We start from the raw sequence: 15,632 nt of genomic DNA, 5'->3' as shown, positions 1-15,632 counted from the left end.
GGGGGCCATGTACGAACAAGACGAACGAAAGAGCGCGCATGAGCGAACAACCCGCAGGCCTGATCTTCGATCCGGCCCGCTTCATCACCGACTTCCGCGAATATGGCCATAATGGTGCGCTGGGCATCCATTATGTCGATCATGGCGCGGATTGGGTGGAACTCGCGCTCGATTTTGATGAACGGCTGATCGGCAATCCCGATACCGGCGTGCTGGCATCCGGCCCCATTTTCTCGTTGATGGACATGGCGACCAGCATGGCGATCTGGGCGCGCAACACCGTCTATCGCGCACAGGCGACGCTCGACATGCGGGTCGATTATCTGCGCCCGGCGGCACCCGGCCGCAAAGTCTTCGGCCGGGGCGAATGCTATCGGGTGACGCGTCAGATCGCCTTTGTCCGTGGTCAGGCGCATGATGGCGATCCGGCGGATCCCGTCGCGAACGTCGCCGCCACCTTCATGTTCCTGGATGGGGAGTGATCCGATGAAGGAACTACCCCCTTATGCCGATTTCCTGGGGCTGAAGATGATCGGCGAAGGCGCCGATCGCTACCTTGCCATGCCCAATGGCGATCATGTCCTTGGCCGGCCCGGCTTCGTCCACGGTGGCGCGATCGCCGGATTGATGGAAATCGCCGGCATGGTCGCGCTCTACGATGCGCTGGGCGATGATCGGGTCAAGGCGAAACCCGTCAACGTCACGGTGGATTTCATGCGCGGCGGCCGGCTGGTCGAAACCTATGCGCGGGGAACCGTCAAACGCGTTGGCAATCGCATCGCCAATATCGCAATCGAAGCCTGGCAGGACGATCCCGCCAAGCCGATCGCCGCGGCGCGGATGACGATGGCGCTCCGCCGCGAACCATAAGCGCCGGGCCGGCTGCGCGGGGATAATCTTGACGACCGAAAAGACCATCGCCGCCGCGCCCGCCGCCGCCGATCTTTACGGCGATCTGGAACCCGCGCCCGCTGCCCGCCCCAGCCATTATATTCCTGGGCTGATCGTCACCGCGCTGGCGACGCTGGCCGCCGCCTATCTGTCCGATCGCTACGGCGCACCCCTTACGCTGATGGCGCTGCTCGTCGGGCTTGCGCTCAACTTTCTCAGCGCCGATCAACGGCTGTCGCCCGGCCTCGCCTTCGCGTCGCGCACCCTGCTGCGCTGGGGCATCGTGCTGGTCGGCGCGCGTATCACCTTTGGCCAGATCGTCGATCTCGGGCCGGCCGCCCTTGCCGCCATCGTCATCATCCTCGCCATGACCCTGCTGTCCGGCGTCGCGCTTGGCCGGTTGCTCGGTTTCGGGGCCGCATTCGGCGCACTGGCCGGTGGCGCGGTCGCGATCTGCGGCGCATCGGCGGCGCTGGCGATCGCCACCGTCCTTGGCGAACGCCGCGCCAGCCAGGCCCAACTCACCCTGGTCCTGGTCGGCATTTCGGCGGCCAGTTCGCTGGCGATGGTCGCGTATCCGCTGGTCGCGCACCAGATCGCCCTTGGCGATGTCGCCGCCGGATTCATGCTTGGCGCGTCGATCCACGATGTCGCGCAGGCGCTGGGCGCGGGCTACAGCTATTCGCAACATGCCGGCGAGATTGCCACGATCGCCAAGCTCAGCCGCGTCGCCCTGCTGGGTCCCGTCCTTGCCATACTCGCCTTGTTTTTCCGGCCGGAAGCCGGCCAAAAGGCCAAGTTCGCGGGGCTGCCCTGGTTCGTCATCGGCTTTTTCGGTCTTGCCGCGCTCAATTCGACCGGGCTGGTGCCACCTTTTGCAAGCCATGCCGCAGACGATGCTGCAGGCGCGCTGCTGGCCTGCGCGGTCACCGCAACCGGCATACGATCGCCGATGCAAACGCTGCTGCAAGGTGGTCCACGCCCCTTGCTGGTAATCGTCGGCGCGTCGATCGTCGCGCTGGTATTGTCGATCGCAGCGGCGATCTGGCTGATCGGCTGACTCCGCATTTTTCGGGCGCAGTGCGAATGCGGATGGCGATAGGGTAGGTATGCGCCGGATCGCTTCCGGGCATTGTTCCGCAGCGATGCTCAGCCCCAGTCGGGATCGTCCATCCACGGCGCGAAATGGGGCATGTCCGACGACACCCGATCGGCAAACACAGCGGGCCGCTTTTCGAGAAAACTGTTCACGCCTTCGGCGGCATCGGCCGATGCACCACGCGCCCAGATCGTCCGGCTATCCAGCCTGTGCGCTTCCATCGGATGCGCCGCGCCCAGCATCCGCCACAGCATCTGCCGGGTCAGCGCGATCGAAACCGGGGCCGTCGCCTCGATATAATTTCTGGCGATCGCCCGCGCCGCCGGCAGCAGATCATCCGGTGCATGCACCGATCGCACCAGCCCGAGCGCCAGTGCTTCGTCGGCGCCGATGATCCGGCCTGAAAAGCACAGGTCCAGCGCGTTGGCGATGCCCACGATACGCGGCAAGAACCAGCTTGATGCCGCTTCCGGGGTGATCCCGCGCCGCGCGAAGACGAATCCGTAGCGCGCGGCGTCGCTTGCGATCCGCACGTCCATCGGCAAGGTCATCGTCGCGCCCACGCCCACCGCTGCGCCATTGATCGCGCCGATCACCGGCTTCTTCGACCGGAAGATGCGCAGCGCCAGCATGCCGCCGCCATCGCGGATGGACGGGTGCGTATAATCGACGCTGCCATCCGCCTGCACCGGCGTGGCCTCGCTGCGCCATTCGCTGTCGCCGCCATAATCGAAGGTGGCGCCGCCGCCGCTCAGGTCCGCGCCCGCGCAGAAGGCCCGTCCCTCCCCCGTCACGATCACCGCGCGCACGGCATCGTCCGCGTCGGCCATGTCGAACGCGGCGATCATTTCCGCCTGCATCACGGGGTTATAGGCGTTGAGCTTGTCCGGCCGGGCCAGTGTCAGCGTCAGGATATTGTCGGCGATCTCGATCCGGGTTGCCGTGCCCATGCCGCTCAGCCGATCGGCGACTGGGTTTCGTCGACCACGAACATCCGCGTCTTCGATCGGTCGAACACATTTTCCTCGTCGTCGGCAATCGCCTGCGCCACGTCGGAGCTGGTCAGCACCACCATCGCCGCATCATAGGCCGCGCGATCCTCGAACCACACTTCGGTCACGCAATCGAAATTGGTTTCCGATCCATCGGCCGCCTCGAACGCGCCGTTCCAGTCGATGAAATTGCGGTGATACGCCTTGATGCCGGGTGTCAGCCGCACGATCAGCGGCGCGTGGCTGTTCTCGTAATAATCGATGAACTGCTGCCGGGTCAGGCCCGCTTTCTTTTTCAAAAGCGCGATCGATTTGAACGCCATGCAATACTCTCCTCGGGGGCAAACCGGCGCTGTTGCGGCTCAGTTGGAAATGGAACGAACACCAATACCGCCCACGAACATATGGGCAAGCCGCTTCGCGGTGTCCGGCACTTCCAGCGGCTGTCCACCAACCAGCAGGTGCAGCGCGATATGTTCGATGCCCCCGAACATCACGTCGCGCAGCATCTTGGGATCGGTATCGGGCAGCACTTCGCCCGATGCCACGCCTTCTTCCACCACCTTCACCAGCAGGTCGGTGTAGCGCTTGGTCATGTGGAACAGCGGCGAGCCACGAAAATTGCCCGAATTGCGGAGTTCGCGAATGTACAGGCGGCACAGATCCGGTTCTTCCTGAAAGATCGAAAGCTGCGACGCAATGAACTGTTCAAGCTGCTTTTCGATCCCCGCCACATTCTGGACGGCCGCCACCGTGCGTTCGATGATCTTTTCGAACAGGCGTTCCAGCACCGCGCTCAGCAATGCACGCTTGTCGGTGAAATAGCGGTAGATCAGCCCATCGGACACGCCGGCCGCACGGGCGATGCCGGAAATCGACGTCGCATCATACCCCTTCTCGGCAAACTGCACGGTCGCTGCATCCAGCAGCAGATCATAGCGGTCCTGGCGACGGGCATCGCTCAGCTTCGGCATATTGCACCTCGTATTGCGGCCGAACCGGTGGCCTTGTCTGGCGAGACGCTCATCCGATGAATGCTGAACGTCGTTCATTTTATGGTCAATGACCAATGCTCTTACAGGGTATGGCGAGAATGCAAAACATCCGACGTGCGTCTTTACCGCAACAGCGCATTCCCCCCTCGACGGATGGCGTTCGCCCCGCAATAAACCGCGCAACACCGGGTGATACGACGCAGCATCGCCGCAACAGCAGAAACGGACCGACTGTCATGATCCGCATCGTCCCCACCACGCCCTTTTCCGATCAGAAACCCGGCACGTCGGGCCTGCGCAAGAAGGTCGTGGTGTTCCGCCAGCCGCATTATGCCGAAAATTTCATTCAGGCGACTTTCGATGTGCTGGGCGATGTGGCCGGGCAAACGCTGGTGCTGGGCGGTGACGGCCGTTTCTGGAACCGCGAGGTGATCCAGGTTGCGCTGCGCATGGCGGCGGCCAATGGCTTTGGCCGGGTGATCGTCGGGCAAGGCGGCATCCTGTCCACCCCGGCGGCCAGCCACGCCATCCGCCTTTATCGCGCGTTCGGTGGCATCATCCTGTCCGCAAGCCATAATCCCGGCGGCCCCAACGAAGATTTCGGGATCAAGTACAATATCGCCAATGGCGGCCCCGCGCCCGAAAAGATCACCGATGCGATCCACGCGCGCACGCTTGTGATCGACAGCTATCGCATTCTCGATGCCGCTGATATCGATCTGGACGCACCCGGCGAAACCCGGCTTGGCGACATGATCGTGCAGGTGATCGATCCCGTCGCCGATTATGCCGATCTGATGGAAAGCCTGTTCGATTTCGGCGCGATCCGCACGCTGATCGCCGGGGGATTCCGTTTGAGTTTCGATGCGATGCACGCCGTCACCGGCCCTTATGCGGTGGAAATCCTCGAACGCCGGCTGGGTGCCGCCGCCGGATCGGTGGTCAACGGTACGCCACTGGCCGATTTCGGCGGCCACCACCCCGATCCCAACATGGTGCATGCCCACGATCTGTTCGATCGCATGTTCGGGCCGGATGCGCCCGATTTCGGTGCGGCATCCGATGGCGATGGCGATCGCAACATCATCCTTGGCCGGGGCATCTTCATCACCCCGTCCGATTCGCTGGCGATGCTGGCCGCCAACGCCCATCTCGCCCCCGGCTATGCCCGCGGCCTTGCCGGCATCGCCCGGTCGATGCCCACCAGCGCCGCCGCCGATCGCGTGGCGGAGGCGCTGGGCATCCCGCTTCATGAAACGCCGACGGGATGGAAATTCTTCGGCAATCTGCTCGATGCCGGCCACGTCACCCTATGCGGCGAAGAAAGCGCCGGCACCGGCTCCGATCATGTCCGCGAAAAAGACGGGCTATGGGCGGTGCTGTTGTGGCTCAACATCCTCGCCGTGCGCGGCGAACCGGTTGCGCAGATCGCCCGCGCCCACTGGGCGCGCTTTGGCCGCAACTATTATGCCCGCCACGATTATGAAGGGGTCGACAGCGCCGCCGCCGATGGGCTGATCACTGCGCTGCGCGATAAGCTGCCCACCCTTGCGGGCACGCGCATCGGCAACCTCATAATCGCCGCCGCCGATGATTTTGCCTATCATGATCCGATCGATGGATCGGACAGCCGCCATCAGGGCGTGCGCATCCTGTTCGATGGCGGGTCGCGGATCGTGCTGCGCCTGTCGGGCACCGGCACGTCGGGGGCCACGTTGCGCGTCTATCTCGAATGCTATGAACCCGCCGATGGCGATCTGGGCCGGGCCACGCCCGACGCGCTGGCGGATCTGATCGCCGCCGCCGACACGATCGCCGACATCCGGCAGCGCACCGGTCGCGCGCAGCCGGATGTCGTCACCTGACCGCTTAGAAAGGCAGTTTGAACCCGGCCGGCAGCGGCAGGCCCGCGCTCATCTTGCTCATTTCGGCGTTGGAAACGGTGTCCGCCTTGGTGCGCGCATCGTTGAATGCCGCCGCGACCAGATCTTCCACCATCTGCTTTTCGGATGGGACGAGCAGAGATTCGTCGATCGAAACCGCGATGATCCGGCCTTTCGCCGTCGCGCGGACCTTGACCAGCCCGCCGCCGGAAACACCTTCCACCTCGATCGAATCGAGCTTGGCCTGCGCCTCGCCCATCTGCTTTTGAATATTGTCGGCGGCTTCCTGCGCCGCCTTCATCATCTTTTCGATATCCATATCAGCCTCTCGCTGTCAGCATCATGCCGCAATCGGGGGCGGCGTGTAGTCCACCAATTCCGCCTCGGCAAACGCTGCGAACGCGGCACGCACCACCGGGGTTGCCAAAATCGCGTCCTTGGCGGCTTGCTCGGTCGATTTCTGCTGGTCGAGCAGGCTTGGTTCGGCGGGAGCATCGGCGATCGAAACGGCCCACTGCATGCCGTACAGCTCTTTGAGCACGGCCCCCAGATCACGCGTAAAATCAGCCGGCAGCGGCCCGTTGGGGCGCACCACCAGTTCGGGCGGGGCATATCGCACCAGCCCGACATAATCATGGAGTTGCTGGGCCAGAAGCGGCCTTTTTTCGTTCACCGCCCGCTCCAGCCCGGCGAAATCCGCGGGCGGCGCGGGCAAAGGCGGCGGCGCGGGCGGTGCCGGTGGCGACGCTTCCGCCACCAGCAACGGCACCTGTGTTTCAGCCGGCGCCGGCGCTTCGGCGGCGGGCGCGGCGATCGCCACCGCTTCACCGTTCGTCAGTCGACGCGCCAGTTCGCCCGGATCAGGCAAGGTCGATGCGTAAACGACGCGCAGCAGCGCCATTTCCGCCGCCTCGATCGGCAGCGCCGCCGCCTGCACCTCGGCATGGCCCTTCAGCAGCAATTGCCACAGCCGGTGCAATGTCGCAAAACCCAGTCGCCCGGCCCAATCGGCATGGGCCTCGCGTTCTTCCACCGAAAGCGCCGGATCATGCCCGCCGCCGGCCTTGGCGCGGGTCACGCCATGCACCGCTTCCAGCAGGCCGATGAACATCGTCGCCGGTTCCACACCCAGATCATATTGATCGCGCACGGCAGCCAGCACCGCCGCCGCGTCGCCGCCCAGCAGCAGGCCGAACAACCGGCGCACCGCACCGCGATCGGACAGGCCGAGCATGTCGCGCACCTGGGCCGCCGTCACCAGCGCGCCGCCGCCTTCGGCGCCCGAATGCGCGATCGCCTGATCGAGGATCGAAAGCCCGTCGCGTGCCGATCCTTCGGCCGCGCGCGCGATCAGCGCCAGCGCCTCGGTCTCGGCCTCCACCGCCTCGGCCTCCACCACCTTGGCGAAATGGCCGGCCAGCGTGTCCGCCGGAATCCGCTTCAGATCGAAACGCTGGCAGCGCGACAGCACCGTCACCGGGATCTTCTGCACCTCGGTCGTCGCCAGCAGGAACTTCACATGGGCCGGCGGCTCTTCCAGCGTCTTCAGCACGGCGTTGAACGCGGCTTTCGACAGCATGTGCACTTCGTCGATGATGTAGATCTTGTAGCGCGCCGAAACCGCTGCATAGCGCACCGCTTCGCTGATCTCGCGCACATCGTCGACGCCATTATGGCTGGCGGCGTCGATCTCGATCACGTCGATATGCCGCCCTTCGGCGATCGCGCGGCATGGTTCGCACACCCCGCACGGATCGATCGTCGGGCCGCCCTGCCCGTCTACCCCGACGCAATTGAGCGCCTTGGCGATCAGCCGCGCGGTCGATGTCTTGCCCACCCCGCGCACGCCGGTCAGCAAAAAGGCATGCGCCAGCCGCTCGCGCCGGATCGCATTGCCAAGCGTCTGCACCATCGCATCCTGCCCGATCAGATCGGCAAAACGCTGCGGACGATATTTGCGTGCCAGGACGCGATAGGGTTGCGGGGATTCGGACATGATAGGACACTAGCCATCAGCCGCGCGTCATGCCAGCGCGGGCTGATCGCCGCGAAGGACAGGGCCGATAAACCCCGGTCGGAGGTGCCAGCGTGAACCACGACGCGTCACACGATAGCCACGGCACACCCAAAGCGGGGCGCATCCGCCGCGCCTGTGGCGTCTGGTTCGCGATTGCCTTGTGGAAACGCATCCTCGCCGCCTTGCTGCTCGGCACGGCCGCCGGGCTGATCTGGGGCGAAAATGCGTCACAGATCAAATGGATCGGTGATCTTTTCGTCCGCCTTATCCGTATGCTGGTAACACCCCTGGTGTTCCTGACGATCGCATCCGGGGTGGCGGCGCTGGGCGATCCGAAACGGCTGGGCAGCATCGGCGTCAAGACGATCGCGATGTATCTTTTCACCACCGCATTGGCCGTAATGACCGGGCTGGCCGCAGCGACCTTGTTTCAGCCCGGCGCCGGCGCGGACTTTCGGAACGCTGCCCCCCATAATGTGGTGCCGCCGAAGGATATGGCGCAGATGTTCATGGACATCGTTCCCATCAACCCCTTTCAGGCGATGGCGAATGGCGACACGCTGGCGGTGATCTTCTTCGCGCTCCTCGTCGGCGCAGGCGTCATCGCGGCGGGCCAGCCGGCCGAACCCGTCCGCCGGTTGCTCGCCGCCGGATCGGCGGTGGTGCTCAAGATCGTCGGCTTCGTCATGGAAACCGCGCCGTTCGGCGTTTTCGCGCTGATCGCCGTCGTCGTCGGGGCCAACGGGCCGGAAACGTTCGTCAGCATCCTCAAGCTCGCTTTGTGCGTGCTGGCCGGTGCATCCTTCCAAACGCTGATCGTCCACGGCGGCGTCATCCGGCTGCTTGCCTGGCTGCCGATCGCCCCCTTCTTTCGCGGCATTGCCGATGCGATCATGGTCGGTTTCTCCACATCGTCGAGTTCGGCCACCCTGCCCGTGGCGATGCGCGTCGCGCGCACCAATCTGGGCATTTCCGAACCCGTGGTGTCCACCGTCCTGCCGCTGGGGGCGACAGTCGGGATGGATGGCGCGGCGATGTATGTCGCCATGCTTACCCTGTTTTCGGCGCAGGCCTTTGGCATCGCCCTCTCGCCGGGCGATTATCTGGTGATCGCCGCCACCACGACGATCGTCGCGATGGGTGTCGCGCCCGTGCCATCGGGTTCGCTGTTCGTCCTGGCGGCGGTGTTGACGGCGATCGGCATCACCCCGGAACAGACCGCGATCATCGTCGGCTTCATCCTGCCGTTCGATCGCATCCTCGATATGATGCGCACGGTTCCCAACGTCACCGCCGATCTCGCGATCGCAACGACCGTGGCGCGCTGGGAAAAGGAAATCGATGTCGATGCCTATATGCGGCCCGACACGCGATCATCGATGCGGTGAAGGTGGGAGCCGGAACGACCCGGAACGAAATCGTTGCGGCTGCTTCCTTCCGGACCTGACCGAGTTGGCGACGGTTCCGTCCGCCCGACTCCCGCGGCGCATATGGTCGAACCTGCGGATGAACGCAAGCCGGTCGCTGGGTTTCCTTCAGCGCCCCTGCATATTGCGCGCTTCACCGGGCATTTTCACGGTCAGGCTTTCCAGCCCTTCCGGCAGGTATATCTGGCACGACAGGCGCGACCAGCGGGTGACGCTGGCGGCCAGATCCAGCAGATCCTCCTCCATTTCGCTCGCTTCGGGCAATCTGGCGAAATCGTCGCGGTCGATGATGACGTGGCAGGTGGAACAGGCCATCTGCCCTTCGCACGTCCCTTCCAGCGGCTGGCCATTGGCCTGCGCGATATCCAGCAGCCGCGCGCCGGCCGCAGCCTCCACCTCGTCCACCCGGTTGCCGTCGGCGGAAATGAAACGCACCCGCGTCACGCCGCCCACTCCTGCTGACGCGCGGCCGCATCGCGGATCATCATCACTGCCCGGTCGATCTCATCCTCCGTCGTGTAGCGGCCAAAGCCCAGCCGAATGCTCGATCGCGCCTCAACGTCGCTCAGTCCGATCGCTTTCAGCACATGGCTCGGCCGGCCCGATCCGCTGGCGCAGGCGGACCCGGCCGAAAATGCCAGCCCCCGCAATTCCGAAATCAGGCGCGCCGCATCCACGCCATCATGGCGAATGTTGACATTGCCGGCCCAACGCGGGCTTTCCGCGCCATTCAGCGTCCAATCGGCCAGGCCGCCGCGCAGGCGCGCCGCCAACCGTTCGGCATGGTCGCGATCCGCATCGATCCGCGTGAACGCCAGGGCGGCTGCCGCGCCGAACGCCGCCGCCAGCGCCGGGCTGATCGTGCCGCTACGGATGCCCGCTTCCTGCCCGCCGCCGTGCAGCAACCCCGGCAGGGTCATGCCATCGGCCATCCACAGCGCGCCGATGCCGATCGGCCCGTAAATCTTGTGCGCCGAAATCGACACGAAATCAGCCGAACCCTCCGGGATCGGCAGCTTGCCATAGCCTTGCGCCGCATCGACATGGATCAGCGCACCCGCCTTGCGGGCCAGTGCCGCCAGCGCTTCGATCGGCTGCACCACGCCGATCTCGTTATTGACGTGCATCACCGAAACCAGCGCGCATCTGTCGTCGATGGCGGCTGCGACCGCATCCAGATCAACCAGCCCGTCGCGCCCCACCGGCACCACCACCACGTCGCAGCCCTGTTTTTCGAGCGCCGCTGCCGTATCCAGCACGCAGGCATGTTCGGTCGCCACCGTCACCAGCCGATTGCGCTGGCTCGACGCCATCACGCCCTGCAACACGGTGTTCGCCGCCTCGGTCGCCCCGCTGGTAAAGATCAGCCGCCCGCCCCCGAACGGCGCGGCGATCCGTTTGCGCGCCACCGCCACTACGGCCGCTGCCGCACGACCCGCGCGGTGCGGCGAATGCGGGTTCGCCGCCCGCCCGTCGAGCCATTCCAGCATCGCTGCGCGCGCTTCGGGCGCAAGCGGGGTCGTCGCCTGATAATCGAGGTAAATCATGCCGCGCGCTTGCTCGCATCTGCCGCCATCGCCGTCCAGACACGAATGAATTCATAGATTTCAGCCCGCGTCGTGGATGGGCCAAAACTGACGCGAATCACCTCGCGCGCCTCTTCCTCGGCCCAGCCCATCGCCGCCAGCACATGGCTGGGCTTCACGCTGCCCGACGAACAGGCGCTGCCCGCCGAAACCGCGATCCCCGCCAGATCGAACCGGATCAGTTGCGACGCCGCCGGCACACCCGGCATCCGATAGGCGCCGATCGTCGGCAGGCGCGGGCTGGCGGCCGCCACCACGATACCCCCGGCCGCGGTCAACGCCTTTTCCAGATGCTCGCGCAGTTCGGCCGCGCGACCCAGCCATTCCCGCCGCGCCTCAAGGGCGGCTGCAAAGCCCAGCGCCGCCGGCAGATTTTCGGTGCCGGGCCGATACCCCTTTTCCTGCCCGCCCGGCGCATCCAGCGTGGCCAGATCGCGCACCAAAAGCGCGCCGATCCCCGGCGGCCCGCCCAGTTTATGGGCCGAAAGCGCGATGAAATCGGCATCCGGCAACGCCAGCTTGCCCGCCGATTGCGCGCAATCCGCCAGCCACAGCCCGCCGCCCGCGCGCACCGCCGCCGCAATGCCATCCACCGGCTGGACGACCCCGGTTTCGTTATTCACCTGCTGGATCGCGACCAGCGCGTCATCCGGCACCAGGCTCAAATCCACCAGCCCATCCGCCAGCACCGGCAGGCCCGGTTCATCCAGAAGCCGGCGCACCGCGTCATGTTCGACGGCCGACGCCGCAACCGCCGCCGCCTTGCCGCGCAGCAGCGCGATGGCCAGCGCTTCGCTGGCGCCGCTGGTGAAGATCAGTTCGCCATCCCAGCCAAGTGCCTTTCTGATCCGCCCGCGCGCATCTTCCAGCGCGGCGCGCGCGGCGCGGCCTTCGGCATGGGGCGACGATGGATTGGCCCAATGCGCCAGGGCCTCCGCCATCGCCGCCTGCGCCTGGGGCAGAAGCGGCGTCGTCGCGGCATGGTCGAGATAGATGCGGGTCAAGGGCTATGATGCTCCGACAAGATTGCGCCCGGTGGTTCGCTCTCTATATAGGCCAGCGTCTCCGCGCGCATCCATTCTCGCGTGCCCGATCAATCTTGTGTCAGCAGGTGCCGATGCCCGAAGTTATTTTTCCCGGCCCCGAAGGCCGCCTCGAAGGCCGCTTCAACCCAGGCCCGCGCCCGCGCGCGCCTGTCGCGCTGATCCTCCACCCGCACCCGCAGGGCGGCGGCACGATGAACAACCGCATCGTGCAGAGCATGTATCAGACGTTCGTCAAGCGCGGTTTCGCCACGCTGCGCTTCAATTTTCGCGGCGTCGGCAAGTCGCAGGGCGTGTTCGACAACGGTATCGGCGAACTGTCCGACGCGGCCTCCGCGCTCGATTGGGTCCAGTCGATCCATCCCGAAGCGCAGACGACGTGGATCGCCGGCTTCAGCTTCGGCGCGTGGATCGGCATGCAGCTGCTGATGCGCCGGCCGGAAATCAAGGGTTTCATCTCGGTCGCGCCGCCCGCGAACATGTATGATTTCACCTTCCTTGCGCCCTGCCCGTCATCCGGCATCATCATCCAGGGTGATTCGGACGAGGTCGTCACGCCCAGCGCCGTGCAGAAGCTGGTCGATAAGCTGCGCACCCAGCGCCACATCACCATCCATCACGATACCATCCCCGGCGCGAACCATTTCTTCGAACATGAAATGGTCGATCTGATGAAATCCGTGGACGGCTATCTCGACATGCGGCTCGCCAGCGACCGCTGATCGCCAAGCATATCGCCCGCACATAAAAAGGCGCGCGCCCGATGCGGCGTGCGCCTTTTCTTGTTTTTCAGTGAAACCGTACGGTCAGGCGGGCAGCGTCCACAGCAGGACATTGCCGAAAAACACCGCCGCCGCGACGAGCATCAGCACGCCCTTCGTGCGGTTCTGGCCGGTCCGGATCAGATAGATCCCGCCCGCGATCAGCGCCAGAATGGCGATCATCGCGATGGTCGGGGCGATTCCCGCGAGGGCCTGAAAAATGGTCTGCATGGCGCCCGCATAAGGCCGTGGCCGCAGCTTTAGAAGGCCCCACGGGCGATTCGATTCGCCCCCGCCACAACGATATCGCGCCGGTTCCGGCGGCATGGCGTCATTTTTCCACATTCTCCATTTCGGTCGAATCCCGGCCTTATCCGCCATATCCGGCAACATCTTGAACCCTCAGGGCTTCGTCTCGGCGCGATTGGGGTCGATTGAAACTTTACAGTCGCCCCCCCCAATCTTATGTACCGCCCCGCTGCCCCATGGGACTTCCACCGCAAGGCAGCTTTCTTGCCCACCACCCCCGGAGGTCCCTTGAATTGCACAAGCACCATAGCGCGCTGGGGCTAGCTACCGCCCTTCGTCCGGCCCAGCCGGTCACGCTCCTTCGTCCGCACGCCGCACGGCGCGCCGCCCGTTTCTTCGTTGAGAAGTTTCCGGGTACGGCGATGTATGCGGTCAAGGCGAATCCATCGCCCGATCTGCTCACGATCCTGTGGGAAAGCGGCGTCACGCATTTCGACGTGGCATCGATCGCCGAGGTCCGCCTCGTCGCCCGCACCGTGCCGGACGCCACCTTGTGCTTCATGCACCCGGTGAAGGCCGAAGAAGCGATTGCGGAGGCGTATTTCACGCATGGCGTGCGCACCTTCTCGCTCGATACGGTCGAGGAACTGGAAAAGATCGTCCGCGCCACCAAGGCCGCGACCGATCTCACACTGTGCGTCCGCCTGCGCGTGTCGTCCGATCATTCCAAGCTGAGCCTGGCGTCGAAATTCGGCGTCGAAGCGCGCGATGCGGCGCCCGTGCTGATGGCCGCCCGTCAGGCCGCCGATGCGCTGGGCATCTGCTTCCACGTCGGTTCGCAGGCCATGACGCCCGCCGCCTACACCCAGGCGATGGAACAGGTGCGCGCGGCGATCGTCGAAGCGGCCGTCACGGTGGACGTGGTGGATGTCGGCGGGGGCTTTCCGTCGTCATATCCCGGCATGGAACCGCCGCCGCTCGACGCCTATTTCGCCGCGATCCACGAAGCGTTCGAAAGCCTGCCGATCAGCTATTCGGCTGAATTGTGGTGCGAACCGGGCCGCGCGCTGTGCGCCGAATATGCCAGCCTCCTCGTCCGCGTCGAAAAGCGTCGCGGCGAAGAATTGTACATCAATGACGGCGCTTATGGCGCGTTGTTCGATGCCGCGCATGTCGGCTGGCGCTTCCCCACCGAACTGGTCCGCACCGACCCGTCGGATGCCAAGGACATGGCGTTCAGTTTCTACGGGCCGACGTGCGACGATATGGATCATATGGCCGGGCCGTTCATGCTGCCCGCCGATATCGGCGCTGGCGATTTCATCGAAATCGGCATGCTCGGCGCTTATGGCTGCGCGATGCGCACCGGGTTCAACGGCTTCACCGCCGGGGAATCGGTGATCGTCGATGATGAGCCGATGACCAGCCTCTACCGCGATGACGCGGCCGAGACGGTTTCGTCCAACGTCATCACGCTGTAAGACAGCATCCTTCTAATCACCGTCATGCCGGCGCAAGCCGGCATCTCGCGAAGCCTGGGCGCACCCGCTTCCCGAGACCCCAGCCTCCGCTGGGGTGACGGTCTTATTATAGTTGTGGAGCCTTTATGACCGACGCCCCCATCAATGACACCCGCAAGGCGGAACTGCTTTCGACGGTCGTCGAACATATCGACATCAAGAGCTTCGACGCCCGCCCGATCGTCGATGCGATGAGCAAGATGAGCTTCACCAGCCGCGATCTCGGCCGCGCGACGAACATCTACAACCAGATGCTCGCCGACAAGGATTGCACCGTGGTGCTGGTCATCGCCGGTTCCACCTCGGCGGGCGGCTGCATGGATCTCTATGCCGAACTGGTGCGCAACAACATGGTCGACGTCATCGTCGCCACCGGCGCCACCATCGTCGACATGGATTTCTTCGAAGGCCTTGGCCACAAGCATTATCAAGCCCTTGAAGTGCCGGATGATGATACGCTGCGCTCGCTGCTGATCGATCGTATCTACGACACGTACATCGACGAAGAACAGCTCCAGCACGTCGATCACACGATCTTCGAAATCGCCGAAACGCTGGAACCGCGCCCCTATTCCAGCCGCGCCTTCATCCGCGAAATGGGCAAGTATCTTGTCGAAAACGGCAAGAAGGACAACAGCCTCGTCAAGCTCGCTTACGAACACGACGTGCCGATCTTCTGCCCGGCGTTCGTCGACAGCTCGGCCGGTTTCGGCCTCGTCAAGCATCAGGTCGATGCCGTGAAGGCCGGCAAACCCTACATGGTGCTCGATGCCATCGCCGATTTCCGCGAACTGACCGACATCAAGATCAAGGCGGGCACCACCGGCCTGTTGATGATCGGCGGCGGCGTGCCCAAGAACTTCATCCAGGATACCGTCGTCTGCGCCGAAATCCTCGGCCATGATGATGTCGAAGTGCATAAGTACGCGGTGCAGATCACCGTCGCCGACGTGCGCGACGGCGCCTGCTCGTCATCGACGCTGCAGGAAGCCGCCAGCTGGGGCAAGGTCAACACCGGCATCGAACAGATGGTGTTCGCCGAAGCCGGATCGGTCATGCCGCTGCTGGCATCCGACGCCTATCATCGCGGCCACTGGAAAACCCGTGCCAAGCGCGCCTGGGGCCGCATCTTCGGCTGATCCTGCCGAACCGCGACAAAGCCAACGAAA

General features: G+C 64.7%; 17 protein-coding genes and 1 other RNA gene. 8 read left to right on the top strand and 10 right to left on the bottom strand.

Annotated features, from left to right (window positions below):
• The first annotated feature begins 38 nt into the window (after window positions 1-38).
• Genes KC8_RS01390 through KC8_RS01380 form a run of 3 tightly spaced genes read left to right on the top strand, consistent with a single transcriptional unit; the run spans window position 39 to window position 1,951 of the window.
• Window positions 39-482, top strand: coding sequence for a PaaI family thioesterase (locus KC8_RS01390; RefSeq protein ID WP_010123417.1), 444 nt, complete (start codon window positions 39-41; stop codon window positions 480-482).
• A gap of 4 nt (window positions 483-486) precedes the next feature.
• The gene (locus KC8_RS01385; RefSeq protein ID WP_010123419.1) at window positions 487-870 is read left to right on the top strand and encodes a PaaI family thioesterase; all 384 of its coding nucleotides are present in this window, start codon (window positions 487-489) and stop codon (window positions 868-870) included.
• 28 nt (window positions 871-898) lie between these two features.
• Window positions 899-1,951, top strand: a complete 1,053-nt coding sequence (locus KC8_RS01380; RefSeq protein ID WP_010123421.1) for a YeiH family protein — start codon at window positions 899-901, stop codon at window positions 1,949-1,951.
• Window positions 1,952-2,040: 89 nt separating this feature from the next.
• Here the strand turns inward: KC8_RS01380 and KC8_RS01375 are convergent, their stop codons facing one another.
• From KC8_RS01375 to KC8_RS01365, 3 genes are read right to left on the bottom strand one after another with little or no spacing between them, the layout of a single operon-like run.
• The gene (locus KC8_RS01375) at window positions 2,041-2,940 is read right to left on the bottom strand and encodes a crotonase/enoyl-CoA hydratase family protein (RefSeq protein ID WP_010123423.1); all 900 of its coding nucleotides are present in this window, start codon (window positions 2,938-2,940) and stop codon (window positions 2,041-2,043) included.
• A 5-nt stretch (window positions 2,941-2,945) separates the two neighbouring features.
• Entirely contained in the window at window positions 2,946-3,305 is a 360-nt protein-coding gene (locus tag KC8_RS01370) for an EthD domain-containing protein (protein ID WP_010123424.1), read from the bottom strand.
• Between the two features lie 39 nt (window positions 3,306-3,344).
• A complete protein-coding gene (locus tag KC8_RS01365) occupies window positions 3,345-3,956 on the bottom strand; it encodes a TetR/AcrR family transcriptional regulator (protein WP_010123425.1) in 612 nt (203 codons plus the stop codon).
• Window positions 3,957-4,213: 257 nt separating this feature from the next.
• Between KC8_RS01365 and KC8_RS01360 the strand changes: the two genes are divergently transcribed.
• Window positions 4,214-5,842, top strand: a complete 1,629-nt coding sequence (locus KC8_RS01360) for an alpha-D-glucose phosphate-specific phosphoglucomutase (RefSeq protein WP_010123426.1) — start codon at window positions 4,214-4,216, stop codon at window positions 5,840-5,842.
• Between the two features lie 4 nt (window positions 5,843-5,846).
• On the opposite strand, the gene KC8_RS01355 is transcribed toward KC8_RS01360, so the two are convergent.
• Both KC8_RS01355 and KC8_RS01350 read right to left on the bottom strand, forming a co-directional pair.
• Window positions 5,847-6,179 (bottom strand): YbaB/EbfC family nucleoid-associated protein, encoded by a 333-nt coding sequence (locus KC8_RS01355; RefSeq protein WP_010123427.1) that lies wholly within the window; start codon window positions 6,177-6,179, stop codon window positions 5,847-5,849.
• A 21-nt stretch (window positions 6,180-6,200) separates the two neighbouring features.
• On the bottom strand, window positions 6,201-7,856 hold the full coding sequence (locus KC8_RS01350) for a DNA polymerase III subunit gamma/tau (RefSeq protein WP_010123428.1): 1,656 nt from the start codon (window positions 7,854-7,856) through the stop codon (window positions 6,201-6,203).
• Window positions 7,857-7,948: 92 nt separating this feature from the next.
• Here KC8_RS01350 and KC8_RS01345 point away from each other — a divergent pair, with 92 nt between their 5' ends.
• Window positions 7,949-9,265 (top strand): dicarboxylate/amino acid:cation symporter, encoded by a 1,317-nt coding sequence (locus KC8_RS01345; protein WP_010123429.1) that lies wholly within the window; start codon window positions 7,949-7,951, stop codon window positions 9,263-9,265.
• Here KC8_RS01345 and ffs read toward each other — a convergent pair.
• From ffs to KC8_RS01325, 4 genes are all read right to left on the bottom strand, one after another.
• Window positions 9,264-9,361: signal recognition particle sRNA small type (gene ffs / locus KC8_RS01340), an RNA gene on the bottom strand. The genes KC8_RS01345 and ffs overlap by 2 nt on opposite strands.
• Window positions 9,362-9,412: 51 nt before the next feature.
• On the bottom strand, window positions 9,413-9,748 hold the full coding sequence (locus tag KC8_RS01335) for a 2Fe-2S iron-sulfur cluster-binding protein (RefSeq protein ID WP_029624252.1): 336 nt from the start codon (window positions 9,746-9,748) through the stop codon (window positions 9,413-9,415).
• On the bottom strand, window positions 9,745-10,851 hold the full coding sequence (locus tag KC8_RS01330; RefSeq protein ID WP_010123432.1) for a cysteine desulfurase family protein: 1,107 nt from the start codon (window positions 10,849-10,851) through the stop codon (window positions 9,745-9,747). Before KC8_RS01330 ends, KC8_RS01335 begins: the two co-directional genes overlap by 4 nt.
• Window positions 10,848-11,894 (bottom strand): cysteine desulfurase family protein, encoded by a 1,047-nt coding sequence (locus KC8_RS01325; RefSeq protein WP_010123433.1) that lies wholly within the window; start codon window positions 11,892-11,894, stop codon window positions 10,848-10,850. The genes KC8_RS01330 and KC8_RS01325 overlap by 4 nt, the downstream gene beginning before the upstream one ends.
• Before the next feature lie 113 nt (window positions 11,895-12,007).
• On the opposite strand from KC8_RS01325, the gene KC8_RS01320 reads away from it, so the two are divergent.
• Entirely contained in the window at window positions 12,008-12,655 is a 648-nt protein-coding gene (locus KC8_RS01320; RefSeq protein ID WP_010123435.1) for an alpha/beta hydrolase, read from the top strand.
• Window positions 12,656-12,739: 84 nt separating this feature from the next.
• On the opposite strand, the gene KC8_RS01315 is transcribed toward KC8_RS01320, so the two are convergent.
• On the bottom strand, window positions 12,740-12,925 hold the full coding sequence (locus KC8_RS01315; RefSeq protein WP_029624253.1) for a hypothetical protein: 186 nt from the start codon (window positions 12,923-12,925) through the stop codon (window positions 12,740-12,742).
• 311 nt (window positions 12,926-13,236) lie between these two features.
• Here KC8_RS01315 and KC8_RS01310 point away from each other — a divergent pair, with 311 nt between their 5' ends.
• Window positions 13,237-14,424, top strand: coding sequence for a decarboxylase (locus KC8_RS01310; RefSeq protein WP_010123438.1), 1,188 nt, complete (start codon window positions 13,237-13,239; stop codon window positions 14,422-14,424).
• A gap of 125 nt (window positions 14,425-14,549) precedes the next feature.
• Window positions 14,550-15,602, top strand: a complete 1,053-nt coding sequence (locus KC8_RS01305; RefSeq protein WP_010123439.1) for a 1,9-bis(guanidino)-5-aza-nonane synthase — start codon at window positions 14,550-14,552, stop codon at window positions 15,600-15,602.
• Window positions 15,603-15,632 lie beyond the last annotated feature (30 nt).

It is taken from the genome of Sphingomonas sp. KC8 (assembly GCF_002151445.1).
Taxonomy (GTDB): domain Bacteria; phylum Pseudomonadota; class Alphaproteobacteria; order Sphingomonadales; family Sphingomonadaceae; genus Sphingomonas_E.
This window is presented reverse-complemented; position numbering and strand designations above follow the sequence as displayed.

Bases quoted from the DNA above. Each gene is read 5' to 3' on its own strand.
- KC8_RS01315 (WP_029624253.1), bottom strand. From the start codon at position 12,925: ATGCAGACCATTTTTCAGGCCCTCGCGGGAATCGCCCCGACCATCGCG.
- KC8_RS01365 (WP_010123425.1), bottom strand. From the start codon at position 3,956: ATGCCGAAGCTGAGCGATGCCCGTCGCCAGGACCGCTATGATCTGCTG.
- KC8_RS01305 (WP_010123439.1), top strand. From the start codon at position 14,550: ATGACCGACGCCCCCATCAATGACACCCGCAAGGCGGAACTGCTTTCG.
- KC8_RS01350 (WP_010123428.1), bottom strand. From the start codon at position 7,856: ATGTCCGAATCCCCGCAACCCTATCGCGTCCTGGCACGCAAATATCGT.
- KC8_RS01385 (WP_010123419.1), top strand. From the start codon at position 487: ATGAAGGAACTACCCCCTTATGCCGATTTCCTGGGGCTGAAGATGATC.
- KC8_RS01320 (WP_010123435.1), top strand. From the start codon at position 12,008: ATGCCCGAAGTTATTTTTCCCGGCCCCGAAGGCCGCCTCGAAGGCCGC.
- KC8_RS01355 (WP_010123427.1), bottom strand. From the start codon at position 6,179: ATGGATATCGAAAAGATGATGAAGGCGGCGCAGGAAGCCGCCGACAAT.
- KC8_RS01370 (WP_010123424.1), bottom strand. From the start codon at position 3,305: ATGGCGTTCAAATCGATCGCGCTTTTGAAAAAGAAAGCGGGCCTGACC.
- KC8_RS01375 (WP_010123423.1), bottom strand. From the start codon at position 2,940: ATGGGCACGGCAACCCGGATCGAGATCGCCGACAATATCCTGACGCTG.
- KC8_RS01330 (WP_010123432.1), bottom strand. From the start codon at position 10,851: ATGATTTACCTCGATTATCAGGCGACGACCCCGCTTGCGCCCGAAGCG.
- KC8_RS01390 (WP_010123417.1), top strand. From the start codon at position 39: ATGAGCGAACAACCCGCAGGCCTGATCTTCGATCCGGCCCGCTTCATC.
- KC8_RS01360 (WP_010123426.1), top strand. From the start codon at position 4,214: ATGATCCGCATCGTCCCCACCACGCCCTTTTCCGATCAGAAACCCGGC.